Source organism: Rhodopseudomonas palustris (genome assembly GCF_003591005.1).
Lineage (GTDB): Bacteria > Pseudomonadota > Alphaproteobacteria > Rhizobiales > Xanthobacteraceae > Rhodopseudomonas > Rhodopseudomonas palustris_K.
Window position 1 is genome coordinate 58,396 of the sequence record NZ_QYYD01000019.1, and the last position, 21,407, is coordinate 79,802.

The 21,407-nt window shown below is 64.9% G+C and carries 19 protein-coding genes; 11 read left to right on the forward strand and 8 right to left on the reverse strand.

All coding sequences use genetic code 11. The annotated features are described in order from the left end of the window. Window positions 1-316 precede the first annotated feature (316 nt). The 3 genes from gor to rpiA form a co-directional block, all read right to left on the reverse strand. Window positions 317-1,702, reverse strand: coding sequence for a glutathione-disulfide reductase (gene gor, locus D4Q52_RS18080; RefSeq protein WP_119857963.1), 1,386 nt, complete (start codon window positions 1,700-1,702; stop codon window positions 317-319). A 173-nt stretch (window positions 1,703-1,875) separates the two neighbouring features. Beyond that, complete coding sequence (locus D4Q52_RS18085; protein WP_119857964.1) at window positions 1,876-2,391, reverse strand: DUF2059 domain-containing protein; 516 nt, start codon at window positions 2,389-2,391, stop codon at window positions 1,876-1,878. A gap of 24 nt (window positions 2,392-2,415) precedes the next feature. Then, a complete protein-coding gene (gene rpiA, locus D4Q52_RS18090; RefSeq protein WP_119857965.1) occupies window positions 2,416-3,114 on the reverse strand; it encodes a ribose-5-phosphate isomerase RpiA in 699 nt (232 codons plus the stop codon). A gap of 140 nt (window positions 3,115-3,254) precedes the next feature. On the opposite strand from rpiA, the gene D4Q52_RS18095 reads away from it, so the two are divergent. The 5 genes from D4Q52_RS18095 (at window position 3,255) to D4Q52_RS18115 (ending at window position 8,301) form a co-directional block, all read left to right on the forward strand. Further along, complete coding sequence (locus D4Q52_RS18095; protein ID WP_119857966.1) at window positions 3,255-3,929, forward strand: HAD-IA family hydrolase; 675 nt, start codon at window positions 3,255-3,257, stop codon at window positions 3,927-3,929. A 136-nt stretch (window positions 3,930-4,065) separates the two neighbouring features. Then, entirely contained in the window at window positions 4,066-4,509 is a 444-nt protein-coding gene (locus D4Q52_RS18100) for a hypothetical protein (RefSeq protein ID WP_119857967.1), read from the forward strand. Window positions 4,510-4,612: 103 nt separating this feature from the next. After that, window positions 4,613-5,644 (forward strand): GTP 3',8-cyclase MoaA, encoded by a 1,032-nt coding sequence (gene moaA, locus D4Q52_RS18105; protein ID WP_119857968.1) that lies wholly within the window; start codon window positions 4,613-4,615, stop codon window positions 5,642-5,644. 184 nt (window positions 5,645-5,828) lie between these two features. Then, the gene (locus tag D4Q52_RS18110) at window positions 5,829-6,425 is read left to right on the forward strand and encodes a TRAP transporter small permease subunit (protein WP_119857969.1); all 597 of its coding nucleotides are present in this window, start codon (window positions 5,829-5,831) and stop codon (window positions 6,423-6,425) included. 34 nt (window positions 6,426-6,459) lie between these two features. Then, on the forward strand, window positions 6,460-8,301 hold the full coding sequence (locus tag D4Q52_RS18115) for a TRAP transporter large permease (protein WP_119857970.1): 1,842 nt from the start codon (window positions 6,460-6,462) through the stop codon (window positions 8,299-8,301). A 343-nt stretch (window positions 8,302-8,644) separates the two neighbouring features. Here D4Q52_RS18115 and D4Q52_RS18120 read toward each other — a convergent pair whose 3' ends face one another. Continuing rightward, the gene (locus tag D4Q52_RS18120; RefSeq protein WP_119857971.1) at window positions 8,645-9,733 is read right to left on the reverse strand and encodes a TRAP transporter substrate-binding protein; all 1,089 of its coding nucleotides are present in this window, start codon (window positions 9,731-9,733) and stop codon (window positions 8,645-8,647) included. 206 nt (window positions 9,734-9,939) lie between these two features. Further along, on the reverse strand, window positions 9,940-11,061 hold the full coding sequence (locus D4Q52_RS18125; RefSeq protein ID WP_119857972.1) for an Mrp/NBP35 family ATP-binding protein: 1,122 nt from the start codon (window positions 11,059-11,061) through the stop codon (window positions 9,940-9,942). 177 nt (window positions 11,062-11,238) lie between these two features. On the opposite strand from D4Q52_RS18125, the gene D4Q52_RS18130 reads away from it, so the two are divergent. The 4 genes from D4Q52_RS18130 to D4Q52_RS18145 all read left to right on the forward strand — a co-directional run bounded on the left by D4Q52_RS18130 (window position 11,239) and on the right by D4Q52_RS18145 (window position 14,705). Continuing rightward, window positions 11,239-12,153 (forward strand): NAD(P)-dependent oxidoreductase, encoded by a 915-nt coding sequence (locus tag D4Q52_RS18130; RefSeq protein ID WP_349627413.1) that lies wholly within the window; start codon window positions 11,239-11,241, stop codon window positions 12,151-12,153. 166 nt (window positions 12,154-12,319) lie between these two features. After that, window positions 12,320-13,912 carry a sensor histidine kinase gene (locus tag D4Q52_RS18135; protein ID WP_119857974.1) on the forward strand — a complete coding sequence of 531 codons (1,593 nt, stop codon included), beginning with the start codon at window positions 12,320-12,322 and terminating at the stop codon, window positions 13,910-13,912. A gap of 45 nt (window positions 13,913-13,957) precedes the next feature. Further along, the gene (locus D4Q52_RS18140; protein ID WP_119857975.1) at window positions 13,958-14,164 is read left to right on the forward strand and encodes a DUF1289 domain-containing protein; all 207 of its coding nucleotides are present in this window, start codon (window positions 13,958-13,960) and stop codon (window positions 14,162-14,164) included. Window positions 14,165-14,174: 10 nt separating this feature from the next. After that, window positions 14,175-14,705: a TIGR02281 family clan AA aspartic protease gene (locus D4Q52_RS18145; RefSeq protein WP_119857976.1), complete on the forward strand. Its 531-nt coding sequence runs from the start codon at window positions 14,175-14,177 to the stop codon at window positions 14,703-14,705. A 214-nt stretch (window positions 14,706-14,919) separates the two neighbouring features. On the opposite strand, the gene dusA is transcribed toward D4Q52_RS18145, so the two are convergent. Next, the gene (dusA, locus tag D4Q52_RS18150; RefSeq protein ID WP_119857977.1) at window positions 14,920-15,915 is read right to left on the reverse strand and encodes a tRNA dihydrouridine(20/20a) synthase DusA; all 996 of its coding nucleotides are present in this window, start codon (window positions 15,913-15,915) and stop codon (window positions 14,920-14,922) included. Window positions 15,916-16,256: 341 nt separating this feature from the next. On the opposite strand from dusA, the gene D4Q52_RS18155 reads away from it, so the two are divergent. Then, on the forward strand, window positions 16,257-18,248 hold the full coding sequence (locus D4Q52_RS18155) for an adenylate/guanylate cyclase domain-containing protein (RefSeq protein ID WP_119857978.1): 1,992 nt from the start codon (window positions 16,257-16,259) through the stop codon (window positions 18,246-18,248). Window positions 18,249-18,337: 89 nt separating this feature from the next. Further along, window positions 18,338-19,360: an LLM class flavin-dependent oxidoreductase gene (locus D4Q52_RS18160; protein ID WP_119857979.1), complete on the forward strand. Its 1,023-nt coding sequence runs from the start codon at window positions 18,338-18,340 to the stop codon at window positions 19,358-19,360. A gap of 224 nt (window positions 19,361-19,584) precedes the next feature. Here the strand turns inward: D4Q52_RS18160 and D4Q52_RS18165 are convergent, their stop codons facing one another. After that, entirely contained in the window at window positions 19,585-20,178 is a 594-nt protein-coding gene (locus D4Q52_RS18165) for a hypothetical protein (RefSeq protein WP_234831240.1), read from the reverse strand. Window positions 20,179-20,210: 32 nt separating this feature from the next. Continuing rightward, window positions 20,211-21,392 (reverse strand): patatin-like phospholipase family protein, encoded by a 1,182-nt coding sequence (locus D4Q52_RS18170; protein WP_425328495.1) that lies wholly within the window; start codon window positions 21,390-21,392, stop codon window positions 20,211-20,213. Between the last annotated feature and the right edge of the window lie 15 nt (window positions 21,393-21,407).

Below are 21,407 nucleotides of genomic sequence, written 5' to 3' on the forward strand. Positions count from 1 at the left end.
CCGTTCATATACACGCTGAGGGGTATATCGAACGAGTAAATGCCGTTTGAATCAGATCGCCGAAACAGAGGTTGTACAGGCCAATTAATCGAAAGTATGAGATAATGGAGTTACTCAGGTAGTGCTTCAACCGCCGACGCGGAAGCTGGGTGACATCGCAACCGGGAGGCACGGTACGCTCGCACCGGTTAGCAGCACACTGCGGTGCCGGCATCCATCGATGCGCGCTACGCGCTTCTCTCGAGACGAAACGTCAATGCACTCGGGAAGGTCGTATCGCTCGGCTAGAGCGATTACGCGTCCAGACGCCGCCGTTTTATTCCGCGGCTTCGAGGCCGTAACGTGCGGTCGGGGTGCGCATCGTCACCAATTCTTCGGCCGCGGTAGGGTGCAGCGCCATGGTGGCGTCGAAGTCTGCCTTGGTGGCCTTCATTTTCACCGCGATCGCCAGCACCTGCACCATTTCACCGGCTTCGGGCCCGACGATGTGGCAGCCCAGCACGCGGTCGGTGGCGCCATCGACCACCAGCTTCATCAGGGTGCGGATCTGGCTGCCCGACACCGTCGCCTTCAGCGGCCGGAAGTCGGTCCTGTAGATGTCGACGCGGGGATATAGCGCGCGGGCCTGGGACTCGGTCAGGCCGACGGTGCCGACCTCGGGCTGCGAGAACACCGCGGTCGGAATGTCGGTGTAGTCGACCTGCACCGGGCGGTTGCCGAACACGGTGTCGGCGAAGGCGTGCCCCTCGCGGATCGCCACCGGGGTCAGATTGATCCGATGGGTGACGTCGCCGATCGCGTAGATGTGCGGGACGTTGGTCTGGCAGAATTCGTTGACGGCGATGCCGCCATTGTCCGGATTGATCGCCACGCCGGCCTTCTCCAGCCCGAGATTGGCGACGTTCGGATGCCGGCCGATGGCGAACAACACCTGATCGGATGCGACGCTCGAGCCGCTCGACAGATGCGAGATGTACTCCTCGCCCGGCTTCTCGACCCGCGCCACGGTGCAGCCGGTGAGAATGGTGATGCCGGCCCGCTCCATCTCGGTGCGGACATGGGCGCGGACATCCTCGTCGAAGCCGCGCAGCACATTGTCGCCGCGATAAACGACGGTGACGTCGCTGCCGAGGCCGGCGAAGATGCAGGCGAATTCCAGCGCGATGTAGCCGCCGCCCTGGATCAGGATGCGCTTCGGCAGCTCTTTAAGGTGGAAGACCTCGTTCGACGAGATGACGTGCTCGATGCCCGGGATCATCGTGCCGTGATTGGGCGCGCCGCCGGTGGCGATCAGCACAATGCGGGCGCGGATGGTCTCGCCGGTCGACAGCAGCAGCGTATGCGGATCCTCGAACACGGCGCGCGCCTTGATGGTCCGGGCGCCGGTCTTCTCGACATTGCTGGCGTAGATGCCCTCGAGCCGCGCGAGCTCCTTGTCGATGTTGCGGGTCAGCACCCCCCAGTCGAACCGCGCCTCCGGAATGGTCCAGCCGAATCCCGCGGCGTCGCGGATTTCGTCGTGCACGTGCGAGGCGTGGACCATCAGCTTCTTCGGCACGCAGCCGCGGATCACGCAGGTGCCGCCGAAGCGATATTCCTCGGCGATCATCACCCGGGCGCCGTGGCCGGCGGCAATCCGGGCAGCGCGCACGCCGCCGGAGCCTCCGCCGATGACGAACAGATCGGTGTCGAAGTTAGTCATGACGTGTTCGCCCTGAGAGTGCGGCCTGAAAAAGCCTCCTCGTCATTGCGAGGAGCGAAGCGACGAAGCAATCCAGCGCCGTGCACTGGGCTGGATTGCTTCGCGGAGCCTGTCATCGGGCCGGCTGAAAGGCCGGACCCGTTGGCTCGCAATGACGAACTACATGCCGTCGATCAGATCGCCTTGCCGCGCTTGCGCATTTCGGCGCGAAACTGGCCGTTGACTTCCTCGGCGAAGGTCTGCGCCCACTGGTTCATGTACTGCATGCTCGAGGCGATCGCCTTGGGCTCCTCGTTCAGCAGCTTCTGGCCGAGCGGCGTCTTGTAGAACGTCACCAGATCCTTGAGCTCCTGTTCGGTGAAGTCCTGGGCGTAGATCTTCGCCATGCCGTCGCCGATTTCCTTTTCGCGACCGGCCAGGTTCTTCACCACCACCTCGGCGACTTCCTTGAGATCCTTCTGATAGTTCAGATTGGTCTGCATCAGCGTGTCCATGGTGCGCTGGACGATGTTCGGCACCGCGCTGGCATAGATGGTGTTGGCGCGCTTCAGCTCCAAGATCTCCTTGGCGGCGGCGATGGCGGCCGGGGTCGGCGGCTTGGCCTGCGCCTGCGCCATCGCCTGCCCGGCGGACAGCGCGATGCCGAGCGACAGGCCGGCGGCCAGCAACGCTTTCGACAAATACTTCATGTGCAAGTCTCCAGGATTTGGGCGCTACGCCCGTTCGACGGTTCGAATTCCTTCGGCGCCCGCGAGCACCACGGTGCTGGCGATGCCGATAAACAATCCATGCTCGACTACGCCCGGGATCGCGGCCAACAGCTCGGCCAGGCGAGGAGCATCAGGGATTCGCCCGAGATGGGCGTCGACGATCCAGTGGCCACCATCGGTGACGAAAGCATGGCCGTCCTTGCCAGAGCGCAGCTTTAATTCGCCCGCAGCGCCAACCTGGGTCAAAGCCCTTTCGATCGCCCGGCGGGTCGCAGCGAGGCCGAACGGGATCACCTCCACCGGCAGCGGGAAGCGGCCGAGCTGCTCGACCCACTTCGATTCGTCGGCAATCACGATCATGCGATCCGACGCAGCCGCCACGATCTTCTCGCGCAACAATGCGCCGCCGCCGCCCTTGATCAGGTCGAGCCGGACATCGACCTCGTCGGCGCCATCGACCGTGAGGTCGAGATGGTCGATCTCGTCCAGCGTGGTCAGCCGGACGCCGCAGCGCTCTGCGTCGGCGCGCGTCGCCTCCGAAGTCGGCACGCCGATCACATCGAGCCCGCCGCGCACCTTTTCGCCCAGCAGCTCGACGAAATGCCTGGCAGTCGAACCGGTGCCAAGCCCGAGCTTCATGCCGCCGCGGACTTCCTCTAAAGCCCGTGCGGCCGCCCGCCGTTTCAGATCTTCCTTATCCATCGGATAGTACCCCGCTCTGCGCGTCCCCCGCGGCGCGGCATATCTAGCGGCGTTTTCAGCAGAACAACAGGGTGGATTCCGGGTCACCGGCCGGCATCAGCCGGTTGCGGAAATCGGCGGGGAACTGTAGCCCTGAACGCATGAGCACAGTTCGCACCGTTGTTTTCGACCTGGACGGCACGCTGATCGACACCGCGCCGGACTTGATCAACGCCCTCAATTACATCCTGGTTCGCGAAGGCATGCCGGCGGTGCCGCTGGCCAAGGCGCGCAACATGATCGGCCAGGGTGCCCGGCGACTGCTCGAACGCGGGCTTGAGCTCGACGGCCGGATCATCAACCCGGACGACGTGAACAGGTTGGCGGTCGATTTCATCGACTATTACGCCGCAAATATCGCGGTTGAATCGCGGCCGTTCGAGGGGCTGGAGACCACCCTGGATGATCTGGCCGGTCAGGGCTACCAGTTCGCGGTGTGCACCAACAAGCTGGAATGGCTGTCGAAGCTGCTGCTCGATCAGCTCGGCCTCAGCGCCCGCTTCGCCGCGATCTGCGGCGCCGACACCTTCGGCGCGGCCAAACCGGATCCCACCATTCTGCGCGAGACGGTGGTGAAGGCCGGCGGTACCCTCGCCTCTACCGTGATGGTCGGCGACGCTGGTCCGGACGTCGGCGTCGCGCGCCGGGCGGGCGTTCCGGTGATCGGGGTCGAGTTCGGATACACTGAAGTTCCGATCGCCGAGCTCAATCCCGACCTCGTGGTGGGACACATGCGCGACCTGCCGCAGGCCGTAAGCCGGCTGTTGCCGGGCTGACGCAGGTAAAGCCCTACGTAGAAAACGGCGTTAACCAATACTTAAGATTGCGGCACCAGCGGTTGCGTGGGCGCGGCGAGCCTTTTATGGTCGCCCCGGGGGTTGTGGCTGTTAGCCGCACCAAGGGTGGGTATCCATGCGTCGTCTCGTCGTTATCGCTGCCGCTGGCCTGAGCCTCGCCGGCTGTTCGTCCATGTCTTTCGACGCGTTCAAGTCGGCTCCGCCGACCACCAGCGTTCAGCTCGAATCGGTGCCGTCCGGCGCCGAAGCGCTCGCGTCATCCGGCCAAAGCTGCAAGACGCCGTGCTCGATCACCGTGCCCGGCAATGATTTCAGCGTGACCTTCACGCTCGACAAGTTCCAGCCGGCGACGGTCCCGGTCCAGGTGGTGGTCAACCCCGGAGACTTCACCACCTCGGCGACTGTGACTGCGACGCCAAATCCGGTGGTGGCCGAGCTTCAGCCCCTGAAGCCGGTTCGAAAGCAGAAAGCCGTCAAGCGCCGCCCCAAGGCGGCCGCCGCCGCTCCTGCGGCTGCCGGCTCGCCGTTCCCCGCCCCGGCCGCTGCGCCCGCGCAGTAACGTCATTGCGATGCGAAACGCTTCGCAATTGTGATCTTCGGCGACATGCATACATAATGACGGACCTTCTGCCGCTGCGGCGGCTATCCCACAGGGCCGTCGAATGATCCGTGCCGACACTCTCCAGCGCGCCGCCGGATCGGCGATGACCGATCCGTTTGGCCGCACGATCAGCTATCTGCGTGTATCGATCACCGATCGCTGCGACTTCCGCTGCGTGTATTGCATGTCGGAAGACATGACATTTCTGCCGCGCGCCGATCTGTTGACGCTGGAAGAACTCGACCGGCTGTGCTCCGCCTTCATCGCCCGCGGCGTGCGCAAGCTGCGCCTGACCGGTGGCGAGCCGCTGGTGCGGCGAAACATGATGTCGCTGGTGCGCTCGCTGTCACGCCACCTCGACAGCGGCGCTTTGGACGAATTGACCCTGACCACCAACGGCTCCCAGCTCGGCCGCTTCGCCAAGGAGCTGCATGACTGCGGTGTGCGCCGGATCAACGTTTCGCTCGACACGCTCGACCCCGACAAATTCCGCGCCATCACCCGATGGGGCGATCTCGGCCGGGTGCTCGAAGGCATCGACGCTGCTCGGGCTGCGGGCCTTGCGGTCAAGATCAACGCCGTAGTGTTGAAGGGCGAGAACGAGGACGAGATCCCGTCGCTGATGCGCTGGGCCCATGGTCTCGGCATGGGCCTGACGCTGATCGAGGTGATGCCGCTTGGCGAAGTCGGCGAGGGCCGGATCGACCAGTACGTGCCACTGTCGCTGGTCCGCGCCCGGCTCGCCGCCAACTACACGCTGACCGATCTGCCGGACTCGACCGGCGGCCCGGCCCGCTACGTCCGCGTCGAGGAGACCGGCGGCAAGCTCGGCTTCATCACGCCCCTCACCCATAATTTCTGCGAATCCTGCAATCGGGTGCGGATCACCTGCACCGGCACGATCCACACCTGCCTGGGTCAGGAGGACGCCTCCGACCTGCGGCGGCCGCTGCGCGCGTCCCCCGACGACGCTCTGCTCAACGAAGCGATCGATCGCGCGATCGGCCAGAAGCCGAAGGGTCACGACTTCATTATCGACCGCAAGCATAACCGGCCGAGCGTCAGCCGGCACATGAGCGTAACCGGCGGCTGATCTCCTCATCGGCTGCGACGTCTCGCCTGCCCCCTTCGGATACCAACCTTTTGATACGTCATCGGAATGCCAAATTCCGATTGACGGCATGCCTATGCGCTGAAATGGTGCCCCCGCTTTGCGCCTAAGATGCAGTGCCGGTTGATAGAACGCGCTGCTGGGCGGATACGGGAGGACTCGACCGTTGCAGGCTTTGCTGGGACTGAGCCGGAAGATCGATGCGTTCAACACGCTGGTCGGGCGCTGGTTGTCGTGGCTGATCGTGGTCGCCGTGGTGATTTCTTCGGCCAATGCCATCATCCGCAAGATTTTCGACATGTCGTCGAATTCATTCCTCGAGCTGCAGTGGGTGCTGTTCAGCATCGTCTTCCTGCTGTGCTCGCCCTGGACGCTGCTGAGCAACGAACACATCCGCATCGACATCATCAATCACAGCCTGCCGCTGAAAGTGCGTGGCTGGATCGACATGATCGGCCACGTCTTCTTCCTGATGCCGTTCGCCATCATCCTGTTGTGGTGGTCGATCCCGTTTTTCCTGGTCTCGTATAATCAGAACGAGCAGTCGTTCAGCGCCGGCGGTCTGCCGCAATGGCCCGCCAAGTCGCTGATCATGATCGCCTGCGTGCTGCTGATCATTCAGGGCATCTCGGAAATCATCAAACGTGCCGCGATGCTGGCCGGGATCATCCCCGACAGCAACGCCGGAGCCGTCAGCGCGCATCACGCCGCCGAGCTCGAAGCCGAGCGGCTGGTGATGCAGATCAGCAGCGAAAAGAAGTAGGCCACGCGGTCGTGGCGGGGGGAGGCCTGGTCGAATGACCGCGATGTTTATTCACTACATGGCGCCGATCATGTTCGGCTCCCTGGTGATCTTTCTGCTGCTCGGTTACCCGGTCGCGTTTTCGCTGGCCGCCAACGGACTGCTCTTCGCATTCATCGGCATCGAGCTCGGCCTGTTCCGACCGGACTTCATGCAGGCGCTGCCCGAGCGCGTCTACGGCGTGATGAACAACGATACGTTGCTGGCGATCCCGTTCTTCACCTTTATGGGATTGATCCTCGAGAGATCCGGCATGGCCGAGGATCTGCTCGAGACCATCGGACAATTATTCGGCTCGATTCGCGGCGGCATCGCCTATGCGGTGGTGTTCGTCGGCGCCCTGCTCGCCGCCACCACCGGCGTCGTCGCCGCGTCGGTGATTTCGATGGGCCTGATCTCGCTGCCGATCATGCTGCGCTACGGCTACGACCGCCGCGTCGCGACCGGCGTGATCGCCGCGTCCGGCACGCTGGCGCAGATCATTCCGCCGTCGCTGGTGCTGATCGTGATGGCCGACCAGCTCGGCCGTTCGGTCGGTGACATGTACGAAGGTGCGTTCATTCCCGGCATCGTGCTGTCGCTGCTGTACGCCGGCTACATCTTCCTCCTCACCATCCTGGCGCCGAAAGCCGTCCCCGGGCTGCCGCTCGAAGCGCAGACGCTGCGCGAGCCGGAGACCGCTCAGCACAAGCTGATCATGCCGCTGGCCGCGATCTCGGCTGCCGGCGCCGCCTATCTGTTCGCCGTCAAGCTCGACCTGTTCGCCTGGAGCATGCCGGCGTTCGACAAGGTCGGGCTGTCGAAGCTGGTGATGCAGGCGTTCTGGTTCGTGATCCTGCTCGCGGTGTTGTTCCGTCCTTTCATCGGCACCATCCGCACCATGACGCTGTCGCTCTATATCGTGCTGGCGGCGGCCATCGCGATCGCCATCACGGCGATGGAATTCACCAACGTCACCGCCGGCGCCGACTTCGTCGTGCTCACGATGTCGATCACCGTTGCGGTCTGCTTCGTCGTCGCCGTGCTCAACAAGCTGCTGCGGCTGAAGCTGTTGTCCAAGCTCGCCGAGCAGGTCGTGTTCGTGATGGTGCCGCCGCTCGGCCTGATCTTCCTGGTGCTGGGCACCATCTTCATCGGCGTCGCGACGCCGACAGAGGGCGGCGCGATGGGCGCCGCGGGCGCCGTCATCCTGGCGCTGATGAAGGGTCGGCTGACCTTCGACCTGACCCGTCAGGCCACCGAAGCGACCGCCAAGCTGTCCGCCTTCGTGGTGTTCATTCTGGTCGGCGCCCGCGTGTTCTCGCTGACCTTCTACGGCGTCGACGGCCACCGCTGGGTCGAAGAACTGCTGACCTCGCTGCCCGGCGGCCAGATCGGCTTCCTGATCTTCGTCAACCTGTTCGTGTTCGTGCTGGCGTTCTTCCTCGACTTCTTCGAGCTCGCCTTCATCGTCATCCCGCTGCTCGGACCGGCCGCCGAAAAGCTCGGCATCGACCTGATCTGGTTCGGCGTCATGCTCGGCGTCAACATGCAGACCTCGTTCATGCATCCGCCGTTCGGCTTCGCGCTGTTCTACCTGCGCTCGGTGGCGCCCAAGCTGCCGTACATCGATCGGGTCAACGGCAAGCAGATGGAGCCCGTCACCACCGGCCAGATCTACTGGGGCGCCGTGCCGTTCGTGGTGATCCAGCTGATCATGGTGGCGCTGGTGGTGATCTTCCCCGGCATGGTGATGCACTACAAAGGCGCCGCCTCGACCGTCGACCCCTCCAAGGTGCAGATCGACCTGCCGCAAATGGACGCGCCGCCGCTCGACTTCGGCCCGCCGAAGTTCTGACGATCACTTCGGCACGGCCCCTCCCCGTCATTGCGAGGAGCGCAGCGACGAAGCAATCCAGCCCGTGCACCGGGCTTCTGGATTGCTTCGCGGAGCCTGTCATCGGGCGGCGCTATGCGCCGACCCGCTGGCTCGCAATGACGTGCTGAGACGCTGCGCAATTATCAGCTCGTCATGCCCGGCCTTGTGCCGGGCATCCACGCCTTGCTGAAGGAAATGCCAGAAAGGCGTGGATGGCCGGGACAAGCCCGGCCATGACGGGATTAACCGCTGTTTGAAGACAACAAAAAGCCCGGCCTCCTCGCGGAGGCCGGGCTGATTGTTTGCGACGATGCTTGAGTGATCAGCCGCGGGTGCGGGAGCGGATCATGAAGCTGTCGTAGGTGTATTCGGCGACCTGCCACCACAGATACTGATCGGAGCGATAGGCCTGCATCGCGTCGATCGCCTTCTTGAAGTCGGCATTCTTGGCCGAGATCTCACCCCACAGCTCGTTCGTGGCCTTGAGGCAGGCGTCGAGGATTTCGTTGGAGAACGGACGCAGCTGCGTGCCGCTCGCCACCAGCCGTTTCAGCGCGGTCGGATTCTGCATGTCGTAGCGCGCCGCCATCCAGGTGTTGGTCGCTTCCGCCGCGTTGGCGAGGATCGACTGATAGTTCTTCGGCAGCGCGTTGAACTTGTCGAGATTGGCGAAGGCGTGCACGGTCGGGCCACCTTCCCAGAAGCCCGGGTAGTAGTAGTACTTCGCGACCTTCTGGAAGCCGAGCTTCTCGTCGTCATACGGGCCGACCCACTCGGCGGCGTCGATGGTGCCCTTCTCCAGCGCCGGATAGATGTCGCCGCCGGCGATCTGCTGAGGCACGACGCCGACTTTCTGCAGTACCTGGCCGGCGATGCCGCCGATCCGCATCTTGAGGCCGCTCATGTCGGCGACGGTCTTGATCTCCTTGCGGAACCAGCCGCCCATCTGGGTGCCGGTGTTGCCGCTCGGGAAGCCGATCACGCCGAACTTTTTGTAGAACTCGTTGGCGAGCTCGTTGCCGCCGCCCTGATACAGCCAGGAGTTCTGCTGACGGGCGTTGAGGCCGAACGGGACCGAGGCGAACACCGCGAAGGTCGGGTCCTTGCCGACGTAGTAGTACGACACGGTGTGGCACATCTCGACCGTGCCGTTGGACGTCGCGTCGAGCGCCTGCAGACCCGGGACGACTTCGCCAGCGGCGAACACCTGGATCTGAAACTTGTTGTCGGTCATCTCGGCGACCTGCTTGGAGAGATACTCCGCGCCGCCATAGATGGTGTCGAGAGACTTCGGGAAGCTCGAGGTCAACCGCCACTTCACTTCCGGCGACGACTGGGCGATCGCCGGCGAAGCCACCGCAGCGACTGCGGCACCGGTTGCTGATACTTTCAGGAAGTCACGACGTTTCATAAGGCATCTCCTTGGTTGCCGGCGTTTCCCGGATTCCTGGCTTGCGTTGGCGGATGGGACGTCCGTGCGAAGCCGCTTGGGTGAAGCGTCTCTATCATGGATGGTCGGCGGCGGAAACGCTGCCGGGGTCCGAATAGTCGAGATTGAACCAAAGTCGAAGGCGAGCGTCACAACAGCGCGATGTCGCCGTGACAGCAGCGCCTGCGTCAGATTGCTGCGGCAGCCTGCAACCGATCCCGCACCTTGCCGGCGATGGTCCGATAGATCGCCGCGTGCGGTCCGTTCGGCTCGCTCTCGACCACCGGCGTGCCGGCATCGGAGCTGGCGCGGATCTCCATGTGCAGCGGCACCTCGCCGAGAAACGGCACGCCGAGCCGCTCGGCTTCGTGCAGCGCGCCGCCGTGGCCGAAGATGTCGGAGCGCGTGCCGCAGTGCGGGCAGTTGAAGTAACTCATATTCTCGATGATGCCGAGCACCGGCACGCCGACCTTGGTGAACATCGCGAGGCCCCGCCGCGCGTCGATCAGCGCGAGGTCCTGTGGCGTGGAAACGATCACTGCCCCTTTCAACGGCACATTCTGCGCCAGAGTGAGCTGGGCATCGCCCGTTCCCGGCGGCATGTCGACCACCAGCACGTCGAGCTGGCCCCAGTCGACGTCACGCAGCATTTGGGTGATCGCCGACATCACCATCGGGCCGCGCCAGATCATCGGCGCCTCTTCGTCGACCAGGAAACCGATCGACATCACGGCCAAGCCAAAGCGCTTGATCGGAATCATCTTTCGGCTGTCGTCGAGCTCCGGCTTCTGTTGGATGCCGGTCAGCCGCGGCACCGAAGGGCCGTAGATATCAGCGTCCAGCAGCCCGACGCGTAGACCCTGGTCGCGCAGGCCGAGCGCGAGGTTCAGCGCCGTCGTCGACTTGCCCACGCCGCCTTTTCCGGACGCCACCGCGATCACCGCGCGAACACCCGGCACCTCAGCCTGCTTGGACATCGGCGACTGGGCCCCGCCAGTCGGGGCCGGACGATGCGCCGAAGCCGGCGCGACGCCGGCGCGCTGCTGCGGCTGCGCCGCGCCCGGCTTGCGCTCGGCGGTCAGCGCCACCAGCACGCTGGCAACGCCGGGAACCGCGCGCACCGCCGCCTCGGCCGCGGCCCGCACACTTTCCCAGGCCCGCGCTTCGGCGGCGTCGACATTGATCGAGAAATACACCTTGCCGTCGGTCACCGCGACTTCGGAGAGCGCGCCGGCTTGCGTCAGCGGCACGCCGCGCGGCGTCGCCACCTTGGCCAGACTGTCGCGAATCTGTTGCTGGGTCACGCTCACTGCAAATCTCCTCCGAGGGCGACCCTGTACGATCACATGGCCTCGTCCGGTTCAAGGTCGGAATTGGATGAGCCACGCCGACAATTGCCGCTCGCCCCCTTGCCCGCCCTGCCTCGCAGCCTATGCTGCAGGCCCTGCCGCAGGCCTGCACCAGGCCGCGCACCACTCCCTCAATTCATTCATCCGGCGTCCGTTCTAAGCCGCGCAACGAAGGGTACAGACATGGCCAAAGTCGCTTTCCTCGGTCTCGGCGTGATGGGTTTTCCGATGGCCGGGCATCTCGCCAAGAAGGGAGGCCACGAGGTCACCGTCTACAATCGCACCGCGGCAAAGGCGAAGGCATGGGCCGATCAGTTCGGCGGCCAGACCGCTGCGACGCCGGCCGAAGCGGCCACTGGACAGGATTTCGTGATGGCCTGCGTCGGCAACGACAACGATCTGCGCTCCGTCACGCTCGGGCCCGATGGCGCCTTCGGGGCGATGAAGGCGGGCGCGCTGTTCGTCGACCACACCACCGCCTCGGCCGAAGTGGCGCGCGAGCTCGACGCCGCCGCCAGCAAGGCCGGCTTCGGCTTCATCGATGCGCCGGTCTCCGGCGGTCAGGCCGGCGCCGAGAACGGCGTGCTGACGGTGATGTGCGGCGGCAGCGCAGAGGACTACGCCAAAGCCGAACCGGTGATCGCGGCCTATGCGCGGATGTGCAAGCTGCTCGGCCCGGCCGGCTCGGGGCAGCTGACCAAGATGGTCAACCAGATCTGCATTGCCGGCCTGGTGCAGGGCCTGTCCGAAGGCATCCATTTCGCCAAGAAGGCCGGCCTCGACGTTAATCAGGTGATCGACACCATCTCCAAGGGCGCAGCGCAGTCCTGGCAGATGGAGAACCGGCACAAGACCATGAACGAAGGCAAATACGACTTCGGCTTCGCGGTCGAATGGATGCGCAAGGATCTGTCGATCTGCCTCGCCGAGTCGCGTCGCAACGGCGCCAGCCTGCCGGTGACGGCACTGGTCGACGCGTTCTATGCGGAGGTCGAAAAGCTCGGCGGCCGTCGCTGGGATACGTCGAGCCTGCTGGCGCGGCTGGAGCGCTGATCCGCGAACCACTTTAACCGACGATCGCGGTTTTCACACTTTGGTAACCGCGATCGTTAGCCCGCCATTAACCGGAATATCTTTCCCTCTAAGGCTACTCTTAAGGATTTATGGCCAGAACTAGGCTGATGTAACTGCGCGCGTTTTTGCGCTGGAATCGTGTTGTATGAGTGAGTCCGCCGAAAAGCCTGAAGTCTTCCAGCTTCCGGCTGAGGGCCCGGTGGTCGCTCCGGCACGCAACCGGCGCGTCGCCGCCCAGCGCGTGCGCGAAGCCCGCGACCGGCTGACCTCGACCAGCGGTACCCGCCCGGCGTTCGATCACGAACTGGTTCGGCAATACGCCCAGACCCGGCTGTCGGCGTCGTTCGTCATCATGCTGCTGGTGGTGGTGACCGGCGCGCTGTTCGGGCTGTGGTCCGAGCCGCTGACCGCGGGCGCCTGGACCGTTGGGATGCTGTGCATTCACGCGGTGATCATCCGCAATTGCAGCCGCTTCCTGCAGGAGCCCGCCTCGCTCGCCCGCACCCGCATCTGGCGGCGGCGGTTCGTTCTGCTGGATCTGATCTACGGCCTCGCCTGGACCTCGATTCTGGTTCACCCGGTCGAGCTGACTTTGGTCTCCAACACGCTGCTGATGTTCCTGATGCTGCTGGTGATCGCGGTCTCCAGCATGCTGGCGGCAAGTCTGCCGATCGCGGCGCTGGCGGCGACAGTCCCTGTGACCTGCGCGATCGCGCTGAACTTCGTACTCGGCGGCACCTTCGACAGCTACGTGCTCGCCGCGCTGACCGTGGCGGCGGAGGCGTATTTCGCACTGCTGGCGCACCGGCTGCATTCGACCACGCTGGCGACGCTCGAAGCGCGCGCCGAGAAGGATGCGCTGATCGGCGAACTCGAGCAGGCCAAGGCGATCTCCGACGAAGCGCGGCATCGCGCCGAAGCCGCCAACGTCGCCAAATCGCGCTTCCTCGCCCAGATGAGCCACGAGCTGCGCACGCCGCTCAACGCGATCCTGGGCTTTTCCGAAGTGATGAAGAGCGAGATCTTCGGCGCGCATGCGGTGCCGGCGTATAAGGATTACTCTGCCGACATCCATAATTCCGGCGTCCATCTGCTCAACCTGATCAACGAGATCCTCGATCTGTCGCGGATCGAGGCCGGCCGCTACGAGCTCAACGAGGAAGCCATCTCGCTGGTTCACGTGGTCAGCGACTGCCATCATCTGCTGAAGCTGCGCGCGACCAGCCGCGGCATCACCATCCATGAAGTGTTCGAACAGGGCATGCCGCGGATCTGGGGCGACGAGCGCGCGGCGCGGCAGGTCGTGCTCAATTTGCTGTCGAACGCGATCAAGTTCACCCCGCAGGGCGGCGAGATCTGGCTCAAGGTCGGCTGGACCGCGTCGGGCGGGCAGTATCTCAGCGTCAAGGACACCGGCTCAGGCATCCCCGAAGAGGAGATTCCGGTGGTGCTCGCCTCGTTCGGCCAGGGCTCGAACTCGATCAAATCGGCCGAACAAGGCGCCGGTCTCGGCCTGCCGATCGCCAAGAGCCTGGTCGACATGCATGGCGGCACCTTCACGCTGAAGTCGAAGCTGCGGATCGGCACCGAAGTCATCGTCACTTTCCCGCCGGAGCGCGTGATGTCGGCGCTGGCGCCGATGGCCGACGAAGCGCCGCTGCAGCCCAGCATGGTCGAAACCGACGAGCGCACCCGGGCGCGCGGCAAGCCGATCATGAATGCGGGTACCGGGCTTTAGCGATGGGGACTTGCGGAAACCGTCAAATGTCCGTCACCATCGGGGATGAGCATCGAAACGCCTTGCATCGCGGTCTGCATGATCGATCCGCAAACCAGCCTGTGCTTCGGCTGCGGCCGCACCATGCCGGAAATCGCCCGCTGGCATCGTCTCGATCGGAACGAGCGCCTCGACATCATGGCGGCCCTCTCCGGCCGCATGGCCGAGGCCGGTCTGGAGCCGCCGAAGCCGCGCCAGGTGCGCGCCCGCTGAGAGGTGCGCCGTGAGCCGGATCCTGCTCGTCCTCATCGTCCTGATCGGGACCGCGGGCGCAGTGGTGGCCTACGGCGATCCCAAGCGGATTTCGGACGCGGGCGACGCAGTTTCGACGATGCTGCGCAAGCGCGTCGCGGCCGCCAGCGCCAGCCAGGCACACGGCCGCGTGGTCGAGATCCCGCGCGGCACGGGCGGCGAGTTCGCCGTGCGCGCCAAGGTCAACGGCGTCAACGCGCCGATGGTGATCGACACCGGCGCGACCTCGGTGGTGCTCACTTTCGAGACCGCCAAGGCTGCGGGGCTACCGCTGGAAATCCTCAACTTCGACGTCGACCTCGAGACCGTCGGCGGCCGCACCCGCGCCGCCAAGCTGTCACTCGACAGCATCGCGATCGGCAAGCTGGTCGAGCGCTCGGTGCCAGCTCTGGTCGTGCCACGCGGCCAGATGAAGACCAATCTGCTCGGCATGAGCTTCCTCGACCGGCTGGAGAGCTGGGAGGTCCGCTCGGATCAGTTGCGGCTACGCGGGTATCCTTGAGCGACCGAACAGCGTGGCCGGCAACGCAGCCTTTGTATCAGGCACTTTGTATCCACGCGTCATGCCCGGCCTTGTGCCGGGCATCCACGCCTTGCTGAAAGGCAACGAAAAAGGTGTGGATGGCCGGGACAAGCCCGGCCATGACGGAGTACATGAGCAAACTAAGCGATGAATGAAGCGGCAGAAAATTCAGCTCGAGATCTGAGCCGGAGTGTTACGCCGCTTCCGCGGGCGCCCTCTCCTCCACCGCGACCATTGCCTTGATCAGCACGCTGGCATCGGCGTCGGGCTTGACGCCGAACTCGGACAGATAGCGCCGGAACGCCCGCGCGCCGGGGACACCCTGGTACGCGCCGATGATGTGCCGGGTGATCGCATGCAGCCGCACGCCTTGCGCCAGCTGACGCTCGATAAACGGCAGCAACGCTTCCAGCGCGTGCTTCATCGATGCGTGCGGCGCCGCTTCGCCGAACAGTTCGGGATCGACGTCGAGCAGCCGCCACGGCTCTTGATAGGCGGCACGGCCGAGCATCACGCCGTCGACGTGTTGGAGATGCTGCTTTGCCGCCGCAATGTTGGCGATGCCGCCGTTGATGATGATCGGCACGGTCGGCAACGCCTGCTTCAGCCGATAGACACGGTCGTAATCGAGCGGCGGGATATCGCGGTTCTCCTTCGGCGACAGCCCGTTCAGCCACGCCTTGCGGGCGTGCACGATCAGCGCGTCGACGCCGGCCGCGACCACCGCGCGGGCCAGCGTATCGAGCGCAAGCTCCGGATCCTGATCGTCGATGCCGATGCGGCATTTGACCGTCACGGGCACCTTCACGGCGGCCTTCATGGCGGCCACGCAATCCGCGACCAGCGCAGGCTCCGCCATCAGGCAGGCGCCGAACCGCCCGTTCTTCACGCGATCGGACGGGCAGCCGACATTGAGATTGATCTCGTCATAGCCGAAGTCCTCGCCGATCCTGGCGGCGATCGCCAGATCGGCCGGATCGGAGCCACCGAGCTGCAGCGCCACCGGATGCTCTGACGGATCGAAGCCGAGCAGCCGCTGCCGGTCGCCGTGGATGATGGCGCCCGTCGTCAGCATTTCGGTGTAGAGCAACGCGCGGCGCGTCAGCGTGCGATGGAACTGACGGCAGTAGCGATCAGTCCAATCCATCATGGGTGCCACGGCAAAGATCGGCGTGGTGAAGTAGCTCATCGGAAACCCGGGTTCCTGGTCGCTCGCTGTCTGGGCCCCCACCCGGCCGACGGCGTCCGGCCCGGCCTGCGTATATGCCCCCAAGCAGACACTCGCAAGCAGGCCCCGCGGCCCCGTCCGGCCGGCTTCGGCTGCTAACCGTTGCGATCGGTGCCCGGCATTCTCGCCGTCAATACCAATTGACGACGCTCAATGCCCGCAGACCGCCGGACGCGATCGGTTGACAGCTCCCTCCGGCCACGACGATAGTTCCATCGTCGCCGCACCCTCAGGTTGCTTCCTCACTCCATGCGGCTGTCCGCGTCGCCGAAACATCGCACGCGGCCAGAACGGGCTCTTCGATGAAATTCACCACACGCCTCGTGCTGCTCGTCACCGTGCTGACCGTCGGCGCGACGCTGGTCACTGCGACGCTGCTGACCTGGACGACGCGGCGCGCGATCATCACCGAGGCGGAAGCCTCTGGCGAGAAGGTCGCACGTCTGCTGGCCCGCAGCGCAAGTCTCGCCAGTTCGATCCCCGCCGAAGTCGAGTCGCTCATCGCTCAGGAGATGGTGGCGCAGGGCACGATCCTGGCTCATTTCGTCGAAGCCGCAGAGCGCGCCAGGATTCCGGCGGAGCAAATCAATCGGCAGCTCAAGACGATCACCGACGACACCGTTCTGGATGAAATCTGGATCACCGACGAAAACGGCCACGCTTATCTGCACAGCCTGCCGGGTGTTGACTTCACCTTCAGCAATTCGCCGCAGGTGCAGCCGCAGGCCTATGCCTTTCACGATCTGCTCAGCGGCAAGCAGAAGGTCGTCGATCAGGACGCGCGCAAGCGCGACATCGACAACGAGCATTTCAAATATGTCGGGGTCGGCGGCGTCGACAAACCGCGGATCGTGCAGGTCGGGCGCAACGCCAGGTTTCTCGAAGAGCTGACCATGAAGGTGGGGCTGCCGCGCACCGTCGAGAACCTGCTCGCCGACGGCGATATCGACGCGGTCTGGGTGTTCGATCGCAAGCTCGATGCGCTGGTCGGGCCCGGCATCTACGGCGCCAATCTGCGCGACGGCCCCAATCAGAAGGAGCTGGGCCCGGTTCGGCTGGTGATTGCCGACGGCCAGACGCGCCACGTCGAAAGCCGCAATAATCTCAGCGTGATCGCACCGGTGCACAATGAACAGAAGGAAATCGTCGGCGCGGCGCTGGTCCGCCTGCCGATGAACCGGGTGTGGGCGACGGTGCAGAGTCAGGCCGAGATCGCTGCCGTCACGGCATCAGCCATCGCGGCGATCGGCATTCTGCTGTCGATCGGCGTTGCGCGCTATCAGTCGGCGCCGCTGCGCCAGATCACCCGCGCCGCGACGGCGCTGGAGGCCCACGAATTCGATCCGAAGCTGCTGTCGCCGGTGCTGAGGCGACGCGACGAACTCGGCCAGCTGGCACGCGTGTTCACCGGCATGGCCGGACAGGTCGCGGCGCGTGAAGAGTATCTCGACTCCATGGTGAAGCAGCGCACCGAAGAACTCGAGACGCGCAACCGCAGCCTCGAAGGGCTGTCGGCGGCGCTGTCGAAATATCTGTCGCCGCAGGTCTATTCGTCGATTTTCAGCGGTCACCAGGTCGCCGAGATCGCCTCCAAACGCAAGAAGCTGACGATCTTCCTGTCCGACATCGCCAACTTCACCGCCACCACCGACAAGCTCGAATCCGAAGACCTCACTGCGATGCTCAATCGCTATCTCGCCGAGATGGCGCAGATCGCACTGAAGCACGGCGCCACCATCGACAAATATGTCGGCGACGCGGTGCTCGCCTTCTTCGGCGATCCGGAAAGCCGCGGCGTCAAAGAGGACGCCATCGCCTGCGTGATGATGGCGATCGAGATGCAGCAGAAGCTGATCGAACTCGAGGCCGAGTGGATGGAGACCGGGGCCGAACGTCCATTCCGGGTACGAATTGGCATCAACACTGGTTACTGCACGGTCGGCAATTTCGGCAGCCCGGACCGGATGGACTACACCATCGTGGGTGGCGAAGTGAATCTCACATCCCGACTCGAGCAGAGCTGCGAGCCCGGCTCGATCCTGATCTCGCACGTCACCTGGTCGCTGGTGAACGAGGTGATCAACGCCGAAGAGCGGCCGGCCCTGACAGTGAAGGGGTTCGGCGAGCCGGTGCGCGCCTACGCGGTGCGCGGACTGAAAGCCGCGGCGCCGGCCGAAGTGATCCGAAAGGAGCTGCCGGGGATGCGGCTGTTCATCGACACCGCTGCCGCGGATCGCGAAGAGGTCCGGGAGACGCTCGCCAAGGTGGTTGCAGAGCTCGACGACCCGACGTAGCGGGCGCGTTTCGCGCTGCATTGCAGGCATGACTTCTCAGCGCCGCAAAACGTCATATCTAGGGCCCTGATCCACGAGGCCCTGTCCCTATGAAGAAGATCGGCTTTCTTTCTTTCGGCCATTGGTCGCCGTCGCCGCAGTCCGGCACTCGCTCCGCGGCCGACGCGCTGCTGCAATCGATCGAGCTGGCGCAGGCTGCCGAACAGCTCGGCGCTGACGGCGCTTACGTTCGCGTGCATCACTTCGCGCGCCAACTCGCCTCGCCCTTCCCGCTGCTCGCCGCGATCGGCGCCAAGACCAGCCGGATCGAGATCGGCACCGCCGTGATCGACATGCGTTACGAGAACCCGCTGTACATGGCCGAGGATGCCGGCGCCGCCGATCTGATTTCGGGTGGCCGGCTGCAGCTCGGCATTAGCCGCGGCTCGCCCGAGCAGGTGATCGACGGCTTCCGTTACTTTGGCTACGAGCCGGCCGAGGGCCAGAGCGACGCCGACATGGGCCGCCGTCATACCGAAGTGCTGCTCGACGTGCTGCGCGGCGAAGGCTTCGCCAACCCGAACCCGCGGCCGATGTTTCCCAATCCGCCCGGACTGCTTCGGCTCGAGCCCTATTCGGAAGGGCTGCGCGACCGCATCTGGTGGGGCGCCGGCTCCAATGCGACCGCGGTCTGGGCCGCCAAGCTCGGCATGAATCTGCAGAGCTCGACGCTGAAGAACGACGAGACCGGCGAGCCGTTTCACGTCCAGCAGGCGGCGCAGATCCGCGCCTATCGGGCGGCGTGGCAGGAAGCCGGTCACACGCGCACGCCGCGCGTCTCGGTCAGCCGCAGCATCTTCGCGCTGGTCGACGATCGCGACCGCGCTTATTTCGGCGGCGAAGGCGGCCAGCAGGACCAGGTCGGCTATCTTGACGCGCAGACACGTGCGATCTTCGGCCGCTCCTACGCGGCGGAGCCGGACGTGCTGATCGAGCAGCTCAAGCAGGACGAGGCGATCGCCGAGGCCGATACGCTGCTGCTGACGGTCCCGAACCAGCTCGGCGTCGACTACAATGCCCACGTGATCGAGGCCCTTCTCACCCACGTGGCGCCAGCACTCGGCTGGCGATAACCAGCGGATCAATAGACGAAAGCCCCTCGGCTTCGTCATGCCCGGCCTTGTGCCGGGCATCCACGCCTTGCTGACGGAGATGCAGAAAAGGCGTGGATGGCCGGGCCTTCGCCAAGCCGAAGGGGCTTCGGCCCCGCAGGCGGGTCAAGCGCGGCCATGACGAGCGATAGGGCGTACTACGCGGCTTAAGACGGATCTGGCGTTCCTGAAGACCGCATCGCAGATCAGCGCGGCCGTCGGCGCTGGGATCGCTTATCGGGCTCGACGTGGATCTCCTTCAACGCGCCGTTCGACACGACGACCACCGCAATGATCAGCTTGCCCTCGGTGGTGCTCAGCCCGGCGCTGATCGCGCGACCGGCGCCGACTTGCTCGGCGATGGCGATGGCCTCGGTCAGCGGCATGCGGGAGCGCTGGAACGCTTCGATGTCGCGCTTGTCGTTCCCCTGCAGCTCTGCGGTCGGCATCACCACCGTGGAGCTGACGACGCGTCTGGTCGCCACGTCGATGACGGTGCTCCAGATATTGCCGTCCTTGATCGATTTGATCTCGAAGAACGGCGCCCCGCCTTGGTCGTTCAGCGCAAGATCGTAGGCGCGTGCGCCGCCGAGCCCGCTCTCCACCATACGAACGACGTCGGCACCTGACGGAACGCTGCCGACCGCCTCCGGCGCAGCGTCACCGGCCACCGGCGCGCGTTCCAGCGCCTCCGACTCACGCGCCGCCCATGCGCCGACGAGGCCCTGCCCGAGGAGAAGCATCACCAAGACACATTGGGCCGAAAGGCTCCGTGCAGACATTGCCGCCTCGTTCAGCATGGACGCGGCATCGCAACCGAGTCACCCCATTGTCAGTTCGCGCCGGCGACCCGTCGCTCGGCCGTCGCCTCGGCCATCGGCGCCGTGGTCGGCCCGTCCGCCGGGGGCGCCTTCGCCCAGGCGCGGCCGGACAACGCCTTGTCGTAGCCGTACTGGAACAGGTCGCGCATATAGGCGGTGTTGAAGCCCGCCGGCGAGATCGGACGGTCGGCCTCGATGTAACTCAGGTTGAAACCGTATTTGTTGCGCCTGGCGAAGTCGTAGGTGCTGTACAGGATCGAGCGGGTCTGCGTTTTCAGCAACGTCGACGACGACCGCGCGGCGATGTCCAGCGTCTTGTCGGCGACCACCTGGAATTCCGGCTCGATCTTGTTGTTGATCAGAATGTAGAGCTGGAGATCGAGAGACTTGCCCGACGCGTTGCGCAGCAGGTAGGCCTCCGGCAACGTCAGCACCGGCGCAGTCACGCCGCCGTCGACATGCATCTCCTGAAACCGCGCGCCGCCGGCTTCGGCGCTGATCAACATCGGCGGGAACACCGCCGGCAGGCTCGCCGAGGCTGCGACGACATCGCGAAACAGGTTGAGCGATTGTGGCGTACCGACCGCGGCGATGCGGCCGAGGTTCCAGATCACCGCGCGCTGGGAATCCAGATTGGTGGTGACCACGAACAGCATGCGGCCCTTGGCGTATTCGGCCGCAACCGCCGCGACGAAGTCCTCGTTGATGTAATCGGCGACCAGTTCGCGCAGCCGCTTGTTGCCGAACAGGCCGGAACCGAAAATCGCGTTCAGCGGGTTCGGCGATTCCAGCAGCGTCTCGGCGATGCCGCTGGTGTAGAACTGGCGCAAGGTCGGATCATATTGCGGTCCGAGAAACGCGAACGGCGCGATCAGCGCACCCGTGCTGACGCCCGACACGAGCGTGAACGACGGCCGCGTTCCGGCCGCGGTCCAGCCGTTCAGCAGGCCGGCACCATAAGCCCCGTCCGCGCCGCCGCCGGAGAGCGCCAGGTAGTTGCGCGGCCCTGCCGGCAGCTTGGTCTGGACGAAGGCGGAGGCCGGCTCGTCGGCATAGCGGCGCAGATCATCAAGGTTGAGGACGCGCGCCGCATTGGCCTCGGAAGCCGTGTACGGCACGCGCGGCGCCGACGCGCACGCCGCCAGCATCCAACTCAACGCGATGACCAGCGGAACCATGAGAGGTCGATACATGCGACGCATCCTGCA